The organism is Micromonospora sp. CPCC 205546 (assembly GCF_036902715.1).
Taxonomy (GTDB): Bacteria; Actinomycetota; Actinomycetes; order Mycobacteriales; family Micromonosporaceae; genus Micromonospora.
Window position 1 is genome coordinate 94,863 of record NZ_JBAKHL010000016.1, and the last position, 16,306, is coordinate 111,168.

Annotated in this window: 15 protein-coding genes; 11 read left to right on the plus strand and 4 right to left on the minus strand. The window is 72.0% G+C overall.

Going from position 1 to position 16,306, the window contains the following annotated elements:
- Positions 1-14: 14 nt before the first annotated feature.
- Genes V6U77_RS11230 through V6U77_RS11240 form a run of 3 tightly spaced genes read left to right on the plus strand, consistent with a single transcriptional unit; the run spans position 15 to position 3,690 of the window.
- Positions 15-1,682, plus strand: a complete 1,668-nt coding sequence (locus tag V6U77_RS11230) for an extracellular solute-binding protein (RefSeq protein WP_334606198.1) — start codon at positions 15-17, stop codon at positions 1,680-1,682.
- Positions 1,679-2,728 (plus strand): ABC transporter permease, encoded by a 1,050-nt coding sequence (locus V6U77_RS11235; protein WP_442934414.1) that lies wholly within the window; start codon positions 1,679-1,681, stop codon positions 2,726-2,728. The genes V6U77_RS11230 and V6U77_RS11235 overlap by 4 nt, the downstream gene beginning before the upstream one ends.
- Complete coding sequence (locus V6U77_RS11240) at positions 2,725-3,690, plus strand: carbohydrate ABC transporter permease (RefSeq protein ID WP_334606199.1); 966 nt, start codon at positions 2,725-2,727, stop codon at positions 3,688-3,690. The genes V6U77_RS11235 and V6U77_RS11240 overlap by 4 nt, the downstream gene beginning before the upstream one ends.
- A 49-nt stretch (positions 3,691-3,739) precedes the next feature.
- On the opposite strand, the gene V6U77_RS11245 is transcribed toward V6U77_RS11240, so the two are convergent.
- On the minus strand, positions 3,740-6,079 hold the full coding sequence (locus V6U77_RS11245; RefSeq protein WP_334606200.1) for a TIM-barrel domain-containing protein: 2,340 nt from the start codon (positions 6,077-6,079) through the stop codon (positions 3,740-3,742).
- 161 nt (positions 6,080-6,240) lie between these two features.
- Between V6U77_RS11245 and V6U77_RS11250 the strand changes: the two genes are divergently transcribed.
- Positions 6,241-8,256, plus strand: coding sequence for a beta-galactosidase (locus tag V6U77_RS11250; protein ID WP_334606201.1), 2,016 nt, complete (start codon positions 6,241-6,243; stop codon positions 8,254-8,256).
- 82 nt (positions 8,257-8,338) lie between these two features.
- Here the strand turns inward: V6U77_RS11250 and V6U77_RS11255 are convergent, their stop codons facing one another.
- Positions 8,339-8,989 carry a LysE family translocator gene (locus V6U77_RS11255; RefSeq protein WP_334606202.1) on the minus strand — a complete coding sequence of 217 codons (651 nt, stop codon included), beginning with the start codon at positions 8,987-8,989 and terminating at the stop codon, positions 8,339-8,341.
- A 121-nt stretch (positions 8,990-9,110) separates the two neighbouring features.
- On the opposite strand from V6U77_RS11255, the gene V6U77_RS11260 reads away from it, so the two are divergent.
- The 5 genes from V6U77_RS11260 to V6U77_RS11280 all read left to right on the plus strand — a co-directional run bounded on the left by V6U77_RS11260 (position 9,111) and on the right by V6U77_RS11280 (position 12,390).
- Complete coding sequence (locus V6U77_RS11260; RefSeq protein WP_334606203.1) at positions 9,111-9,659, plus strand: GNAT family N-acetyltransferase; 549 nt, start codon at positions 9,111-9,113, stop codon at positions 9,657-9,659.
- A gap of 62 nt (positions 9,660-9,721) precedes the next feature.
- Positions 9,722-10,192: a J-domain-containing protein gene (locus tag V6U77_RS11265; protein WP_334606204.1), complete on the plus strand. Its 471-nt coding sequence runs from the start codon at positions 9,722-9,724 to the stop codon at positions 10,190-10,192.
- Positions 10,193-10,506: 314 nt separating this feature from the next.
- Positions 10,507-11,340 carry a nitroreductase/quinone reductase family protein gene (locus tag V6U77_RS11270; protein ID WP_334606205.1) on the plus strand — a complete coding sequence of 278 codons (834 nt, stop codon included), beginning with the start codon at positions 10,507-10,509 and terminating at the stop codon, positions 11,338-11,340.
- Positions 11,341-11,492: 152 nt separating this feature from the next.
- Complete coding sequence (locus tag V6U77_RS11275) at positions 11,493-11,933, plus strand: DUF6194 family protein (protein WP_334606206.1); 441 nt, start codon at positions 11,493-11,495, stop codon at positions 11,931-11,933.
- Positions 11,934-12,039: 106 nt separating this feature from the next.
- Entirely contained in the window at positions 12,040-12,390 is a 351-nt protein-coding gene (locus V6U77_RS11280; RefSeq protein ID WP_334606207.1) for a nuclear transport factor 2 family protein, read from the plus strand.
- Positions 12,391-12,524: 134 nt separating this feature from the next.
- Here the strand turns inward: V6U77_RS11280 and V6U77_RS11285 are convergent, their stop codons facing one another.
- Both V6U77_RS11285 and V6U77_RS11290 read right to left on the minus strand, forming a co-directional pair.
- Complete coding sequence (locus V6U77_RS11285) at positions 12,525-13,475, minus strand: hypothetical protein (protein ID WP_334606208.1); 951 nt, start codon at positions 13,473-13,475, stop codon at positions 12,525-12,527.
- Between the two features lie 79 nt (positions 13,476-13,554).
- Entirely contained in the window at positions 13,555-13,884 is a 330-nt protein-coding gene (locus tag V6U77_RS11290; RefSeq protein ID WP_334606209.1) for a nucleoside triphosphate pyrophosphohydrolase family protein, read from the minus strand.
- A gap of 689 nt (positions 13,885-14,573) precedes the next feature.
- Between V6U77_RS11290 and V6U77_RS11295 the strand changes: the two genes are divergently transcribed.
- Together V6U77_RS11295 and V6U77_RS11300 are read left to right on the plus strand one after the other, a co-directional pair.
- Complete coding sequence (locus tag V6U77_RS11295) at positions 14,574-15,134, plus strand: hypothetical protein (protein WP_334606210.1); 561 nt, start codon at positions 14,574-14,576, stop codon at positions 15,132-15,134.
- Between the two features lie 117 nt (positions 15,135-15,251).
- Positions 15,252-16,306, plus strand: a 1,055-nt coding sequence (locus tag V6U77_RS11300; protein ID WP_334606211.1) for an IS256 family transposase, incomplete at its 3' end; no start/stop codon positions are given.

Consider the following 16,306-nt stretch of genomic DNA (forward strand, 5'->3'; position numbering starts at 1 on the left):
GAAGGGAGTGCGCCGTGAAGCCGTCCCTGCCGGGCGCATCCACCGACCGCCGGTCCCTGCTGCGCCTGCTCGGCCTCGGCGCCGCCGCGACGATGGGCGGCGCCACCCTGGCCGGATGCAGCAGAGAGGCCGGAAGCGCGGGCAGCGCCACGAAGGCCGACGCCATCCGCGCGGTGCTGCCCGCCCACAAGCCGGCCGAGCTGCTCAAGCCGGACATCCCCGGCGAGGGACCGATCCCCGACGGCTACCTCAGCTATCCCCGCAGCCTCGTCGACGCGGTCACCGAGCAGCCGGGCCGGGGCGGCCCCCAGATCCGCACCATGAGCCCGTGGTGGGGCCCTGCCCCGCCGACCGTGGGCCGCAACTCCTACCTCGCGGCGGTCAACGCCCGGCTGGGCGTCAAGGTGAACCCGAGCCTGCAGGACGGCACCACGTACGCCGACAAGCTCAACGCGATGCTCGGCGCCCGCGACGTGCCCGACCTGCTCAGCGCCCCCAACTGGGAGGTCGACAAGGTCGCCCGGTTCTCCGACGCGGTCAAGGCGCTGTTCGAGGACCTCACCGACCACCTCAAGGGCGACGCCGCCGCGAAGTACCCCTACCTGGGCGCGCTGCCGACCGGCGCCTGGGAGTACTCGGTGTGGGGCGGGCGGCTGTACGCCGTTCCGTTCCCGACCGACGGGCCGTTCGCGTACGCCGTGTTCCACCGCGCCGACCTGCTCGCCCAGGCCGCCCTGGCGGCGCCGAAGTCCCCGCAGGAGTTGCACGAGCTGGGCCGCGAGGTCACCGATCCCGCCAAGGGGGTGTGGGCCTTCGGCAGCGTCTTCGACATGGTGCAGCAGTTCTTCGGCTGCCAGCAGACCTGGCGCAGGAAGCCCGACGGCGGCCTGGAGCACAAGTTCGAGAACCCGGCCTTCGCGGCCGCCCTGGAGTTCACCGCGAAGCTGTTCGCCGACGGGCTGGTGCACCCCGACACCGTGGCCAGCAAGGGCGCCGACGAGAAGCAGCTGTTCAAGGCCGGCAAGATCCTCATGTACCAGGACGGCCTCGGCGCCTGGCAGGGCATGCAGGGCGAGCGGGTCAAGGAGCTGCCGAGCTTCGACATGCAGCCGCTGCCGGTCTTCGGCGCCGCCGGGGCGCAGCCGGTCATCTGGGGCAGCGAGAAGCCGGTGTTCTACACCTTCGTCAAGAAGGGGCTGGGCGCCGAGCGCGTCGACGAGCTGCTGCGGGTGCTCAACTGGTGCGCCGCGCCCTTCGGCAGCCGCGAGTTCGAGCTGCGCGAGTACGGGGTGGAGGGCAGGCACTTCACCCGCTCGGCCGACGGCAGCCCCGTCCCCACGGAGCTGGGCCGCAAGGAGCTGGGCGCGCAGTACACCCACATCGGCGGGCGGGTCCCGGTCAAGGTGCGCAGCGGGGACACCCCCGACTACGTGCGCGACTACCTTGGCTACTACCAGAAGAACATCGCCCTCATGGAGAAGGACCTCTTCGCCGGCATCAAGCTGGAACTGCCAGCCAACTGGTCGAAGATCATTCAACCGACCGACGACAAGATCCGCGACATCCTTCGGGGCCGCCGTCCTGTCGGCGACCTGGCGCAGGTCCGCAAGGAGTTCCTCGCCTCCGGCGGCGAGGAGGGGCGCGCGTTCCACGAGAAGGCGCTCGCCGACAACGGCCGATGAGCGCCCCGGCCACCTCGCCGTCGTCAGCGGCGGGCAGCTCGCCGGCGCCGGGTTTCACCGACGCGCCGGCGGCCGGCGGCCAGGCCCCACCCGCCGGCACCCCGCCCGTACGGGCCCGACGCCGCCTGCGCGACCGGCTGCGCCGGGACTGGCCGCTGCTGGCCATGACGGCGCCGGCGGCGGCGCTGCTGCTGGTCTTCCACTACCTGCCCACGCTGGGCAACGTCATCGCCTTCCAGGACTACAACCCGTTCGTCGGCGACGACCCCGTCGAGGCGTTCTGGCGCAGCGAGTGGATCGGCTTCGGCAACTTCGAGGCGCTCTTCGCCGACCCGCTGTTCTGGGACGCGGTGCGCAACACCCTGACCATCACCGCGTTCCAGCTCGTCTTCTTCTTCCCGCTGCCGATCCTGCTGGCCGTCCTGCTCAACAGCCTGGTCTCCGCGCGACTGCGCGGATTCGTGCAGAGCGTGGTCTACCTGCCGCACTTCTTCAGCTGGGTGCTCGTGGTCACGTTCTTCGTGCAGATGCTCGGCGGGGCCGGGCTGCTGGCCCAGGAGATGCGCGAGGCCGGCATGCAGCCGTTCGACGTCATGACCGACCCGGACACCTTCATCGTGCTGGTCACCGCCGAGGCGGTGTGGAAGGACCTCGGCTGGGGCGCCATCGTCTTCCTGGCCGCGCTCGCCGCCATCGACCCCCACCTCTACGAGGCGGCGGCGGCCGACGGGGCCGGGCGGTGGCGGCGGCTGTGGCACATCACCCTGCCGGGCCTGCGCCCGGTGATCGTGCTGCTGCTCATCATGCGCCTCGGTGACGCCCTGTCGGTCGGCTTCGAGCAGTTCATCCTGCAACGCGAGGCCGTCGGCCGGGAGGCCGCGGAGGTGCTGGACACGTTCGTCTACTACCAGGCGATCAGCACCCAGCAGTGGGGCCTCGGCGCCGCCGCCGGGCTGTTCAAGGCCGTGGTCGGGCTGGTGCTCATCCTCGCCGCCAACAGGGTGGCGCACCGACTCGGCGAGCAGGGGGTGTATTCGAGATCATGACCGCGCAGCTCAGTGGCGCCGCACCGGCGCCCGTCCGTTCCGGCGCCGACCGGCGGCGACGACGTTCCGGACGCCCTGCCTGGGAGGAACCACCCACGGCGGCGGGCACCCTCGCAAAGGCCGTGCTGCTCACGCTGCTCGTCGCGGCCGTGCTCGTGCCACTGTGGGCGGTGTTGGTGACCAGCCTCGCCTCGCGCGACACGATCGACACCGCCGGCGGGATGGTGATGGTGCCCCGCGAGATCGACCCCTCGGCGTACGTCACCATCTTCAGCGGCGGACAGATCAGCCGGGCGGTGTGGATCAGCACCCTCGTCACCGTGCTCGGCACCACGGTGAGCCTGGTGCTCACCGTGCTGGCGGCGTACGGGCTGTCGCGGCCGGGGTCGGTGGGGCACCGGGGGCTGCTCTTCTTCTTCCTGCTGACCTTCCTGATCTTCCCCGGTCTGGTGCCCAGCTACCTCGTGGTCACCGGCTTCGGGCTCAAGGACAGCATCTGGTCGCTGGTCCTGCCCAGCGCGATCAGCGTGTTCAACCTGGTGGTGATCCGGGCGTTCTTCATGAACGTGCCCGGCGAGCTGCTCGACAGCGCCCGCATCGACGGGGCGGGGGAGCTGCACATCCTGCTGCGCGTCGTGCTGCCGCTGTCCAAGGCGGTGATCGCCGTCGTCGGCCTCTTCTACGCCGTCGGCTACTGGAACGCCTACTTCAACGCGGTGCTCTACATCGATGACAACGACAAGTTCCCCATCCAGCGGGTGTTGCAGAGCTACATTCTCGCCGGGCAGTCGCCGAACGTGTCCGGGGCGGCGGTCAGCCTGCCCGGCGTCACCGCGTACCCGCCGACGCTGGCGGTGAAGATGGCGGTGGTGGTGGTGACCGTCATCCCCGCCGTGGTCGTCTACCCGTTCGTGCAGCGGCACTTCACCAAGGGCGTCATCACCGGCGCCGTGAAGGGCTGAGCCGACCCGCGCGGCGCCCGGCCCGTCGCGGGCCGGGCGCCGCCTCGGCTCAGGCGGGATCGGGCAACCACGCGTCGAAGGGCGCCGGGACCACCGGTTCGCCGTCGAGCAGCAGCCGGGCCGGAGCGTCCGCGCCGACGACGCTGACGCGCGTCACCCGCAGCGGGCCGTCGGTCTCCACCCGCAGGGTGTCGCCGTCGCGTACGGCCGTCACGACCGTGTCGCCGTCGACGTCGTGCAGCACCGTGCGGGCGTCCACGCCGCCCCAGCTCACCAGGGTGACGTCGCGGAACGGCCCGTCGCCGACGGTGTCGCCCGGCGCGACCACCGGCACGAGCGCGCCGTGGCGGACGTAGAGGGGCAGCCGGTGCGGCGGCACGTCCACCCGCAGGTGCCGCCCGCCGGGGTGCCGCTCGCCGGTGGCGGCGTCGATCCAGTCGTCACCGGTGGGCAGGTAGACGTCGCGCCGCCCGGACGGGTCCGTGACGGGGGCGACCAGCAGGTCGGTGCCGAGGCGGTACTGCAGGTCCGTGCTCCAGGCCGTCGGGTCGTCGGGGGTGTCCACCAGCAGCGCGCGCATCATCGGCGCCCCGTCGGCGGCCGCGCGCACCGCCGCCGACCACAGGTACGGCATCAGCCGGTAGCGCAGCCGCAGGGCGGCCACCGCGTCGCGTTCGGTCTCGGCGGGGAAGTCCCACGGCAGGCGGCTGGTGGTGCCGTGCAGGCGCACCAGCGGCGACAGCGCGCCGAACTGGGCCCAGCGCACGTAGAGCTGCGGCGTCGGGGTGCCGTGGAAGCCGCCCGTGTCGTGGCTCCAGAACGGCACGCCGGACAGCCCGTGCGACAACCCGCCGCGCAGGGTGCTGGCCAGCCCCGGCCAGGTGGCGTTGACGTCGCCGCTCCACTGGGCGCTGTGCCGCTGCCCGCCCAGGTACGACGAGCGGGCCCACACGGTCCGGTGCCCCGTCACCTCCTCGGTCACCTGTGCGACGACGTCGTTGAACAGCAGCGCGTACACGTTGTGCAGCTCGACGCCGGTCATGCCGTTGTGGGCGACGGCGTCGACGGGCACGCCCTCGGCGAAGTCGGTCTTGAACACCGCCACCCCCTGCTCCAGCAGGGGCCGCAGCAGCCCGGCGAACCACTCGACGGCGGCCGGGTTCGTGAAGTCCACGATGGCGCTGGCCGGGTGGCTGCCGTGCCAGACGTCGGCGACGTACGGGCTGCCGTCGGCGCGGCGCAGGAAGTAGCCGGCCTCGGCCGCCGGCGCGTAGAGCGGGCTGTCGGTCATCAGGTACGGGTTCATCCAGAGGCAGACCCGGAAGCCCTGCCCGGCGAGGGTGCGCAGCATCGCGGGCGGATCGGGGAACGCCTCCTCGTCCCACCGCAGGTCCGACCAGCGGCCGGCGACCTGCCAGTAGCAGTCCAGGTGCAGCACGTCGCAGGGGACGCCGCGCTCGCGCAGCAGGCGTCCCCGCTCGAGCACCCGCTCCTGCGAGTCGGGGAAGAAGCCGGAGGAGACCCAGGCCCCGAACGCCCACTTCGGCGGCAGGTACGGCCGGCCGGTGAGCCGGTCGAAGCGCCTCAGCACCTCGGCCGGCGTCGGGCCAGCAAGGACGTAGTAGTCCAGCAGGTCGTCGGGGACCAGGATCTGCACGCTGCTGTGGGTGGACTGGCAGACGTCGAACTGCACCGGCAGCCCGCTGTCGACCAGCAAGCCGTAGCCCCGGTCCGACAGGTAGAACGGCACGTTCTTGTGGGAGCGGTCCGACTCGCCGCCGAAGGCGTCGAAGTTCCACATCAGCGGCCGCTGCCCCCGCTTGTCCAGCGGGGTGAACTTCTCGCCGAAGCCGACGAAGCGTTCGTCGCCGGGGGCGACGAAGCTCTCGTGCCAGGCGACGGGGGTGCCTTCGACGGTGGAGCGGCCGAACGGCAGGGTGCGCCGCCGGCCGCTGATGTCGCGGGTTCCCCGGTCCTGCTCGAGCAGCGGCCGCCCGTCCGGGCCGAGGAAGCGCAGGTGCCACGGGTCCAGCCGGATCTCGGCGACCACCGCGCCGGCGTCGACCCGGACGCGGGCGTCGTCGACCGTGACGACGGCCGGATGGGTGCCGGGGTGCACCAGCGCCAGCGCCCGCGCGGAACGGCTGCGGGCCTGCGGGTCGTCGCTCAGGCGTACCCGGATCGCCCCCTCGCCGGCGGCGTCCACGCGTACCACCATGCTCGCGCCGTCGGAGAGGGCGGCCTTGAACGTCACCCCGAGCGGGTCGGTCGCGACGACCTCGGCCCGGCCGACGACGGCGCCCCCGTCCTCGCCGGGGGCCCGCACCGGCAGGTCGGGTGGGTCGGCCACGAAGGTCTCGTACGGGACCAGCGGCGGTCGGTAGGGCATCGGCGTCTCCTCCGGGATGGTTCCGACGGTCCCGCCAGTTTCTTTGGCTTCCCAACTAACTGTCAACGACGACCTTCACTCGGCCGGGGATTCATCGCCGTTGACAGGCGCAAACCCGATCAATATTTTGAACGCATCCTCAACAAAATGGCGGTGGGTGGATGTGGGGTGACGGCGGGCTGCGCTACGGCGGCGACTACAACCCCGAGCAGTGGCCGGCCGAGGTGTGGCGCGAGGACGTCGCCCTCATGCGCCGCGCCCGGGTCAACCTGGTCACCGTCGGCGTCTTCGCCTGGTCGCGACTCGAACCGGAGCCCGGCCGGTACACCTTCGACTGGCTGGACCGGGTGCTGGACCTGCTGCACGACGGCGGCATCGACGTCGCCCTGGCCACCCCCACCGCGTCGCCCCCGCCCTGGTTCTCGCTGGCGCACCCCGACGCGCTGCCGGTGACCGCCGACGGCGTCCGCCTGCACCACGGCAGCCGGGACACCTACTGCGCCGCCGCGCCCGCCTACCGGGCCGCCGCCCGGGGCATCGCCGCCGCCCTCGCCGAGCGCTACGCCCACCACCCGGCCCTCGCGCTGTGGCACGTGCACAACGAGTACGGCACCACCTGCCACTGCGCGCACACCGCGCGGGCGTTCCGGCGCTGGCTGGCCGGGCGGCACGGCGACCTCGACGCGCTCAACGCCGCCTGGGCCACCAGCTTCTGGAGCCAGCACTACACCGACTGGACGCAGATCGACACGCCCCGCGCCACGCAGTACCTGGCCAACCCGGGGCACCTGCTGGACTTCCGCCGCTTCTGGTCGGACACCCTGCTCGCCGCGTACGCCGAGCAGCGCGACCTGCTGCGGGCGGCCAACCCGGCGGTCCCGGTCACCACCAACCACGTCCTCGCCGACTGGGTGCCCGTCGACCACGCCCGCTGGGCCGCCGAGGTGGACGTGGTGGCGATCGACCACTACCCGGACGCGGTCGACGGCGGCGCCGAGGAACAGACCGCCCTCGCCGCCGACCTGGCCCGGGGCTGGGCCCGCCACGGTGTCGGCCGGCCGGCGTCGTGGCTGCTGATGGAGAGCGCCCCCAACCAGATCCACAGCGGCGGGCGGATGCACGCCAAGGAACCCGGCCGGATGACCCGGCACAGCCTCTCCCACGTCGCCCGGGGCTCCCGGGGGGTCATGTTCTTCCAGTGGCGGGCCCCGGCCGGCGGGGCGGAACGCTTCCACTCCGCGCTGGTGCCGCACGCCGGCCCCGACACCCGCGTCTTCCGGGAGGCCGTCGTTCTCGGCGCGGCGCTGGAGCGCCTCGGCGAGGTCGACGCCGGCACGGTCGACGCCCCCGTCGCGATCGCCTGGGACGCCGCCAGCGGCTGGGCCCTGGGCCACCCGGGGATGCCGTCGCCGCGGCTCAGCCACCGCGACGAGGTGTCGGCGGCGCACCGGGCGTTGTGGCGCGCCGGGTACGGCCTCGACGTGGTGCTGCCCGGCGACCCGGTCGGCGATTACCGGCTGCTGGTGCTGCCCGCCCTCTATCTGGCCTGCGACGCCACCGCCGACTGGGTACGCGGCTACGTCCACGGCGGCGGTCACCTGCTGGTGACCTGGCTCAGCGGGGTCGCCGACGAGCACGCCCGGGTCCGCCTCGGCGGTCACCCCGGGGCGTTCCGCGACGTGCTGGGCGTGCGGGTCGAGGAGTTCCACCCGCTCGCCGACGGCAAGACGGTGCCGCTGTCGGACGGCGGGACCGGTCGCCTCTGGGCCGAGACGGTACGCCTCGCCGGCGCGCAGCCCGTGGCCTCGTACGCCGGTGGCACGCTCGCCGGGCTGCCGGCGGTGACCCGCCACCGCCACGGCGCCGGCACGGCCTGGTACCTGTCCACCCGGCCCGACGACGCCACCTACCGCCGGCTGATGACGGACGCGGCGCGGGCGGCCGGCGCGGCACCCGTCTGCCCCGGCGCCCCGGTCGGCGTCGAGGCGGTCCGCCGGCGCGGCGCCGAGGCGAGTTGGCTGTTCCTGCTCAACCACACCGGCCGGCCGCAGCGGGTGCCGGCGGCGGGGATCGACCTGCTCACCGGCGCGACGATCGACGCGCACGTGCACCTGCCCGCCGGGGGCGTCGCCGTGCTCCGGGAGAACCGTGCCGTCCCTGAACGCGCCGACGGCTGAGCCGCCGCCCGGCGTACCCCCGACACCGATCGCCGTTGGTCCGGCGCGGGTGCCCGGCCCGCCGTCGCCGACGGCCTCGCGGTCAGGGCATGGCGACGGCGGCGCGCGACCGGTCGGCGGCGATGCGCACCGCCAGCCCCGCCAGCACCGTGCCCATCAGCAGGCGCTGCACCCGCAGCCACACCGGCCGGCGGGCGAAGAACCCGGCGAGCGCGCCGGCGCTGAGCACGATCAGCGCGTTCACCGTCAGCGCCACCGTTATCTGGGTCAGCCCCAACAACAGGCTCTGCGCGGCCACGTGGCCGCGCGCCGGGTCGATGAACTGCGGCAGCAGCGACACGTAGAGGATCGCGATCTTGGGATTGAGCAGGTTGGTGACCAGCCCCATGGTGAACAGCCGCCGGGCCCGGTCCGGCGGCAGCGGCTCCGGGGCGAACGGCGACTGCCCGCCCGGTCGCAGCGCCTGCCAGGCCAACCACAGCAGGTAGGCCGCGCCGGCCAGCTTGACCGCCGTGTAGAGGGCGGGCACCAGCACGAAGACGGTGGCGATGCCGGCGACCGCGGCGGCCAGGTAGACGCCGAACCCGGCGGCGACGCCGAGCAGCGACACCAGCCCCGCCCGCCGGCCCTGGGTCACCGACCGCGACACCAGGTAGACCATGTTCGGGCCGGGCGTCAACACCATCCCCAGCGCCACCAGCGCGATACCCACGAGCGCACCCGTACCGACCATGCCGTGTCCCCCCGTCGCACCCGGCTCGCGCCGACCCTACGCCGTACGCCGCCGCGCCGCCGACCCGTTTCGGCGTGCCGCCCGCCCCCACCGCCGACGCGGCGACGGGCACACTGTGCCGATGCTGCACGCCCCGGCCACCCCGACCCTGCCGGAACTCCTGCTGCGCCCGTGGCGCGACGACGACGCCGAGGCGCTCATCGCGGCGTACCGTGACCCGGTGCTGCGGCGCTCGACCCGGGCGCCGGTGACCACGGCCGCCGAGGCGCGCCGGTTCCTGGCCGCGGCGCACCGGGACTGGGTCGACGGCAACCGGTTCTGCTTCGCCGTGCTCGAGCCGCACCCGGCCGGTGAGACCCTGGTGGCGCAGGTGATCGTCAAGCACGTCACCGAGGGCGGCGCGGACGCCGAGGTCGGCTACTGGACCGCCGCGCCGGCCCGGGGCAGGGGCGTCGCGCCGCACGCCCTGGTGGCGGTCACCGACTGGGCGTTCGCGCGGTTCGCCGCCCTGCGCCGGCTCGACCTGCTGCACCAGATCGACAACCCGGCGTCCTGCCGCGTCGCGGAAAAGGCCGGCTACCTCTTCCAGGAGGTGCTGCCGGCCCGGCCGCCGTTCCCCCGCGACGGCCACCGGCACGCCCGGGAATGCCCGGCCCGGTCGGGGTGCTGACTTCTTCCGTCGGCCGCGACGCGGTGGCCGCGTTACCGTGGGGCCGGGGGAGGTGTCGGCAGGTGGACAGCTGGGAAGCGACGGTCGAGGCGCGCATCCGCGCGGCGCAGGAGCAGGGGGAGTTCGACGACCTGCCCGGCATGGGCAAGCCCATCCCCGGACGCGGTGAGCCCTACGACGAGTCGTGGTGGATCAAGAGCTTCCTGGAGCGCGAGAAGCTCCCCACCGACCTGCTGCTGCCGACGCCGCTGCAACTGCGCCGCCGCATCGAACAGGTGCCCGACGAGGTGCGGGACCTGCCGACCGAGGCCTCCGTGCGCGCGTTCGTCGCCGACCTCAACGCCCAGATCCTCTCCTGGCTGCGTACGCCCACCGGCCCCCGGGTCGCGGTGCGCCCCGTCAACGCCGACGAGGTGGTCCGCCACTGGCGGAGCGAGCGGGAGGCCACCGCCGCCCCGGCCCCGACCCCGGCGCCGTCGGCTCCACCGCGCCGGCGGGGCTGGCGACCGCCCTGGCGCCGCCGGGTGGCGTAGCCCGAACGCCGCCCCGCAACCCGACGGTGCTTGCCCGCCGCCGCCACCGACCACTAGGGTCGGACGCGTGACTGCCGGGTCGGCCATTGGCCACGAGCGGACAGGGCACCCGGCCGCCAGGTGAGCCCGGGGCGGGCCCGCGGCCCGCCCATGCCCTGCATCCCCGCCGGTGTCGACGCCACGTCCACCGCATCACGCTTCCCGCACCGTCCGCGCCGGTCGTCCGCCGGCGTATCCGCATCCTCGCCGCCACCGGTCGCCGGGCGGGCGATCCACCGTGGCCGCACCCTCCTGCCCGAGCAGAGAGCAGAGCATTGCCCAACGACTTCAACCAGCAGATCATCGACGAGTTCCGCGCCAACTCCGGCCGGGTCGGCGGCCCCTTCGAGGGGGCCCGGCTGATCCTGCTCACCACCACCGGGGCCCGCTCCGGCGCCCCGCACACCACCCCGGTCGGCTACCTGCCAGACGGCGAGGAACGCATCCTCGTCATCGCCTCGGCCGGGGGCGGCCCGAAGCACCCGGACTGGTACCACAACCTGCTCGCCGACCCGCTCGCCACCGTCGAGGACGGGGTCTTCACCTACCAGGCCCGCGCCGTCGTGCTGACCGGCCCCGAACGCGACGAGATCTTCGCCCGGGCCGTGGAGGCCGACCCCGGTTGGGCCACCTACCAGGCGAGGACGACGCGGGTGATCCCCGTGGTGGCCCTGCACCAGGTGGCGGGCGGGCCACCGGAGGCGGCGTCCTGGGGCGCGGCGCTCAAGCTCGTCCACGACGCGTTCCGTCGTGAGCTGACGCTGATCCGCGACGAGGTCGCCCGCAGCGGCCCGGGCCTGGGCGCGCAGCTGCGGGTCAACTGCCTGACCTTCTGCCACGGCCTGCACCACCACCACCGCAACGAGGACGACGGCATGCTCACCAGGCTGGAGGGGCAACGTCCGGACCTCGCCCCGACGCTGGCACGGCTGCGCGAGGAACACCGTCGCATCGCGGCGCTCGTGGAACGCCTCCAGCAGGTCGTCGGTGACCCCGACGCCGACCCGGCCCAGGCCCGCCGGGAGGTCGAGCGTCTCACCACCGAACTGGAGGCCCACCTGACGTACGAGGAGGAGCAGCTCATCCCCGTCCTCGACGGCACCGGCTGACGGCGGCGCGCGCGACCGGATCCGGCGCGAGCCGGCCCCGGTCGCGGGCGGCCCGGCGCGGGTGGTTGTTCCCCGATTTGAGGGTGCACGGCGCACCGGTGGCGGAAATCGGGCGTAAGCCTCAAGAGGCACTTCAATGAAAAACTTGAGGCATGGACGTTGAGGACATGAAGCGGTACGTCCGCGAGACCTTCGACGGGGTGAGCGTCGTGGAGGCGAACGGGGACACCTTCTACATCTACGACCCGGGTCGGGACCTGCCCGCCGAGCGACAGCTGCCGTTCGCGACGATCGTGACCGGCGACCACTACGACGAGGCCTCCGCCTTGGACAGGCCGGGTGCGTGGCGGCTCAACATCGGGTTGTCCCGCTCGGCGTACGGGGCGCTGTTTCCGCAGCGCCACAAGCCGGAACTCGACCACACGGTGACGGACACCGTGCTGCCGCATCCGGTCTACGCCCCGCAGCACTGGGTGAGTGTCGTGAACCCCGGCGAGGCGAGCGTGGACACGGTGCGGCAACTACTGGCCGAGGCGTACGACTTCGCGGCCCGCAAGCACGCCAACCACCGGTCCCGGCAGGCCTCGTCCTGAGACGTGTGACGGCCGGCGCGTCCCACGGGCCGGCCGTCACACCTCGGGGTTAGCGTCGGCAGGTCTGCCGTCGGGCAGGCCCGCCGAGACGAGGGGACACCGCCTGATGTCGCGCAACACCCAGACCGTCGAGACCTACCTGGACGGCTTCCGGAAGAACGACCACGCGCAGATCCTGTCCTGCCTCACCGACGACATCGAGTGGACGGTGTTCGGCGCCTTCCATCTCAAGGGCAAGCAGGCGTACGACGCGGCGATCGAGGGGCCGGGCTTCCTGGAGGTCGTACGCATGGTGGAGCAGGGCGACACGGTCATGGCCGAACTCGTCGGCTCGGTGCGACGCGACACCGGCGAGGAGATGCGCATGTCGATGGCCGAGGTGTTCGTCATGCGCGACGGCAAGATCGCCGAGCGGCGCGCCTGGGTCATCGAGTTGAAGGAGAACGACCACCGCTGACGGGTGAGGGGCAGCCGGGCTGGTGGACGGTTCCCGAGATTCCCCGCATGCCGGCCGAGATCAGCACTGTGGATTCGGTCGTCATCGCCTCACCGTACCGACGCCGATCGGGGTGTTCGTGCGGGCCGCAGCGGTCAGCTCTGCTGGTAGTTCACCGCCGCGACCCCGCAGGGCGCGTGCAGGTGCAGATAGTAGGCGCCCTCACCGAAGTCCACGTCGGCTCCGCCGACCAGGCCGAGATAGTCCATCGGCTGCCGGCAGGTGGGGCAGTCGACGTGCTCGGCGTCCTGGATCCAGTCGGGATGGCCGCCCAGGGTGGAGCCGCCTTCGTCCCACGCGCTGGCCTCGAACGGCGAGGCCCGGCGGGGGCCGACGACCGGAAGCACAGCCGGCGGCTCTTCCGGTCCGTTGGCGACCGGCGCGTAGTCCGGGCGGCTGTTGCCCGCCCACCAGACGGCCTCGCCGTCGGGCGTGACCTCGCAGCACAGCGCCGCGTAACAGGCGCACAGGTGGCAGGTCACGATCCTCAACCGGCCGGCCCAGCCGGTGTGGGCCAGGACCTCACCCACCTCGGGGGTGCCGGTGTCGAGGTCGGCGATGGTCCACAGCGGGGAGGCGCACCACGGGCAGGCAGGGCCGTCGGCGGGCCTCGGCACCTCGTTCGGAATCAACCGGTACGCCGTGGGTGTGCACAGCTCCCGGCGGCTGCCGTCGGGAGCGACCGTCCAGCCGGCCTGGCGGGCGTAGGCCAGCGCCCCGACGTGCAGTTTGTCCGCGCCGGCCGGCGGCTGCTCCTGCCATCGTCGCAGGGCCTGCTCAGCGCGCGGGTCGGAGGCGTGCGCGAGGATGAGCAGCAGATGGTTGAGCCGGTGCGGCGCGCGCCCGGCGTCGACGTCGTCGATGATCCGGCGGACCACGTCTCCGGTCGCGCCGCGATACAAGGTCGGTGGCCAGAGCACGCCCGCGTCGAGCAGCAGACTCAGGTGTCCGACGAGGCGCGCCGGCTCGGCGGCGGCGATCTCGATCAGTTCCTCGAGCGCGTCGTCGTCGCCGGCTGCGGCCGCCCGGATCAGTTCCTCGATCATGGCCGCATGGTAGCCAGGCGGTACGTCAACCCCTCGGGGCGCCGCAGGTCGGGTTCAGGTGCGCCAGCCGACCCCCGGCTCAGCGGTTGTCGCCGCTGCCACCCAGCACGCCACGACCTTGACGGCTGGCCAGCTTGGCCAGGTTGGCGGTCGCGATGTCGTCCAGCGCGAGATCGAGGTAGTCGGCGAGCACCGCCACGTACCAGAGGACGTCACCGAGTTCCTTGGCGATGTCGGCCCGGTCGATGCGGGACTCGTCGCTGTCGAGGTCCCGGACCCACTTCTTGAACTTCTCGGCGACCTCACCGGACTCGCCGACCAGCCCGAGCACGAGGTGGAGCAGTTCGTTCTTCTTGTCGCGCGGGGCGGCCGTGCGGAGGGCCCCGCGCTGGTACTCGTCCAGGTCCATGGCGGACCAGTATGGACGACCCCTCCCACTCGCCCAGCCGGCCCTCCCGACGACCGCGGGAAGGCTGCTCAGCTCACCTCGCGACGAGACGGGCGCCCCTACCTCGATTATCGAATTACCGGTAATAGCAAACCGACAAAGAGCCCAGACGAAGGCCGCAAATCGGACGCACACCATAATGACTGTTATGGGGTTTCGGCGTCATCGGCGCAGTGACCGCGTTGGCACGACGGCTGTTCTGTTCCAGCGAACTTGAGATGTCCCACGGAGGTTGGCGGCGTCGGGCCGTCTATCTGCGACCCAGACCACTGAATCTGATCAGTGGCTTGCTGCTGAGCGATTTCGCGGGTCCGGGTTTCCCTGCCAGGGGACGTGACCGTGGACGAGATCTTGACGCATGCGAATCAGCAGCATCTGCAAGTTTCAGATGGCGGCGACGGCGTGCGTCCACGGGCCCGACAAGCAGGACTTATAGCAGAGCGTGTCGCTTGATTCGCGCACTGTAGTCGATGGCTTTGGTCCGTGTGGCCCCTACTGAATCGGCCTTGATTGTCGCCGCGACGCGTTCGAGTCTGCTTGCGAGAAGCGGCTCGCGAGGCCTGCCAGCACGCGCGAGCCGCCGCTCACGTCCTGTGTCCCAACCCGGGTCTCATCCAGGAGGAACCATGCAACGGACGTATTCAAGGGTAGTGCCCCGCGTGCTGATGGCGCTCGTCGCGGCGATCGCGTGCGTCATCGCCGCCGCTCCGGGCGGTGCAGCCACGGCGGCCCCGGCGCAGCAGCCCGTCGTCAGCGTCGCCGGGTTCAGCAGCGTGTTGACCCTCGATGGTCGACCGGCGCCGAACGCCTCGGGTGCCACGCCGATGGTGTTCCCGCCGTCAGGCAACCACGCGTTCACCCCGCAGGCGCCGTCGTGGTCGTTCGGTGACGGCAACGGCAGCGGCACCGAGCAGATCAACTACGGCAGCTCCCTGAGCGAACAGTGGAGCTACCAGCTGTCGGCCTACGTGCGCTCGATCATCGTCGGCAACGTCACCCAGAACGGCGACCTGTACTGCGGCAGCTCCAAGGTGACCAACTACGGCCAGCACGTCGTTGCCCCCAGCTACCTGTTCCACGGTAGCCGGGGCAGCCTCACCAACACGTGTTCCTACCGCACCATCATCACGTTCGCCTTCCGGCACAACCAGGGCGGCGGCGGCAACGGCACGCTCACCGCCCAATGGAACTGGGTCATCACCTGGGTGTGACCCGCGGTCCTCAACTGCGGAGGCCGGGGACGGCAGGTTCCGTGCCCGGGAGTGTGGATCTAACGGTGTTTCCGGCCTGACCCATCGGGCGTTGTGCCTGGTGAGGAGGGTGCCGTGATGACCGCGACACTGAACGACCCGACCGGACGTAAGAAGCGGTCTGAACCGTCGGCGGAGGCGAAGGCTGCCGCCGAGCTGGTCCGGGCCGCGAAGGAACAAGGGCTGTCGTTGACCGGCCCGGACGGGCTGCTCAAGCAGCTGACCAAGACGGTCCTGGAGACCGCGCTGAACGAGGAGATGACCGAGCACCTCGGCTACGAGAAACACGACCAGGCCGGCGCCGGGTCGGGCAACATCCGCAACGGGACCCGCTCGAAGACCGTGCTGACCGACGCCAACGGTCCGGTGCAGATTGACGTGCCGCGGGACCGGGCGGGCACGTTCGAGCCGCAGATCGTCCGTAAGCGGCAGCGGCGTCTGTCCGGGGTCGACGAGGTCGTGTTGTCGCTGTATGCCAAAGGCCTGACGACCGGGGAGATCTGCGCGCACTTCGCCGAGATCTACGGCGCCTCGGTCAGTAAGGAGACGATCTCGAGGATCACTGACAAGGTGATCGAGGAGATGACCGACTGGTCCCACCGCCCGTTGGATGCCATCTACGCGGCGGTGTTCATCGACGCCATCGTGGTGAAGGTGCGTGACGGGCAGGTCGCGAACCGGCCGTTCTACGCCGCGATCGGGGTCACCCTCGACGGGGAGAAGGACATCCTCGGGCTGTGGGCCGGCGCCGGCGGTGAGGGGGCGAAGTTCTGGATGAGCGTGTTGACCGACCTGCGCAACCGCGGCGTCAAAGACGTGTTCTTCCTCGTCTGCGACGGTCTCAAGGGCCTGCCCGAGGTCGTGACGAACGTGTGGCCGCAGACGGTGGTGCAGACCTGCGTGATCCACCTGATCCGCAACACCTTCCGTCTCACCTCACGGCGCTACTGGGACGAGATCAAGCGCGACATCAAACCGATCTACACCGCCGTCAACGCCACCGCTGCCAGGGCGGCGTTCGACGACCTGGCCGACAAGTGGGGCAGCCGGTATCCGGCGGTGATCCGCCTGTGGGACAACGCCTGGGCGGAGTTCATCCCGTTCCTCGACTACGACCTGGAGATCCGCAAGGT

Coding starts and splice junctions, on each gene's coding strand:
- V6U77_RS11235 (WP_442934414.1), top strand. CDS start 1,679: ATGAGCGCCCCGGCCACCTCGCCGTCGTCAGCGGCGGGCAGCTCGCCG.
- V6U77_RS11240 (WP_334606199.1), top strand. CDS start 2,725: ATGACCGCGCAGCTCAGTGGCGCCGCACCGGCGCCCGTCCGTTCCGGC.
- V6U77_RS11245 (WP_334606200.1), bottom strand. CDS start 6,079: ATGCCCTACCGACCGCCGCTGGTCCCGTACGAGACCTTCGTGGCCGAC.
- V6U77_RS11250 (WP_334606201.1), top strand. CDS start 6,241: ATGTGGGGTGACGGCGGGCTGCGCTACGGCGGCGACTACAACCCCGAG.
- V6U77_RS11255 (WP_334606202.1), bottom strand. CDS start 8,989: ATGGTCGGTACGGGTGCGCTCGTGGGTATCGCGCTGGTGGCGCTGGGG.
- V6U77_RS11260 (WP_334606203.1), top strand. CDS start 9,111: ATGCTGCACGCCCCGGCCACCCCGACCCTGCCGGAACTCCTGCTGCGC.
- V6U77_RS11275 (WP_334606206.1), top strand. CDS start 11,493: ATGGACGTTGAGGACATGAAGCGGTACGTCCGCGAGACCTTCGACGGG.
- V6U77_RS11280 (WP_334606207.1), top strand. CDS start 12,040: ATGTCGCGCAACACCCAGACCGTCGAGACCTACCTGGACGGCTTCCGG.
- V6U77_RS11285 (WP_334606208.1), bottom strand. CDS start 13,475: ATGATCGAGGAACTGATCCGGGCGGCCGCAGCCGGCGACGACGACGCG.
- V6U77_RS11290 (WP_334606209.1), bottom strand. CDS start 13,884: ATGGACCTGGACGAGTACCAGCGCGGGGCCCTCCGCACGGCCGCCCCG.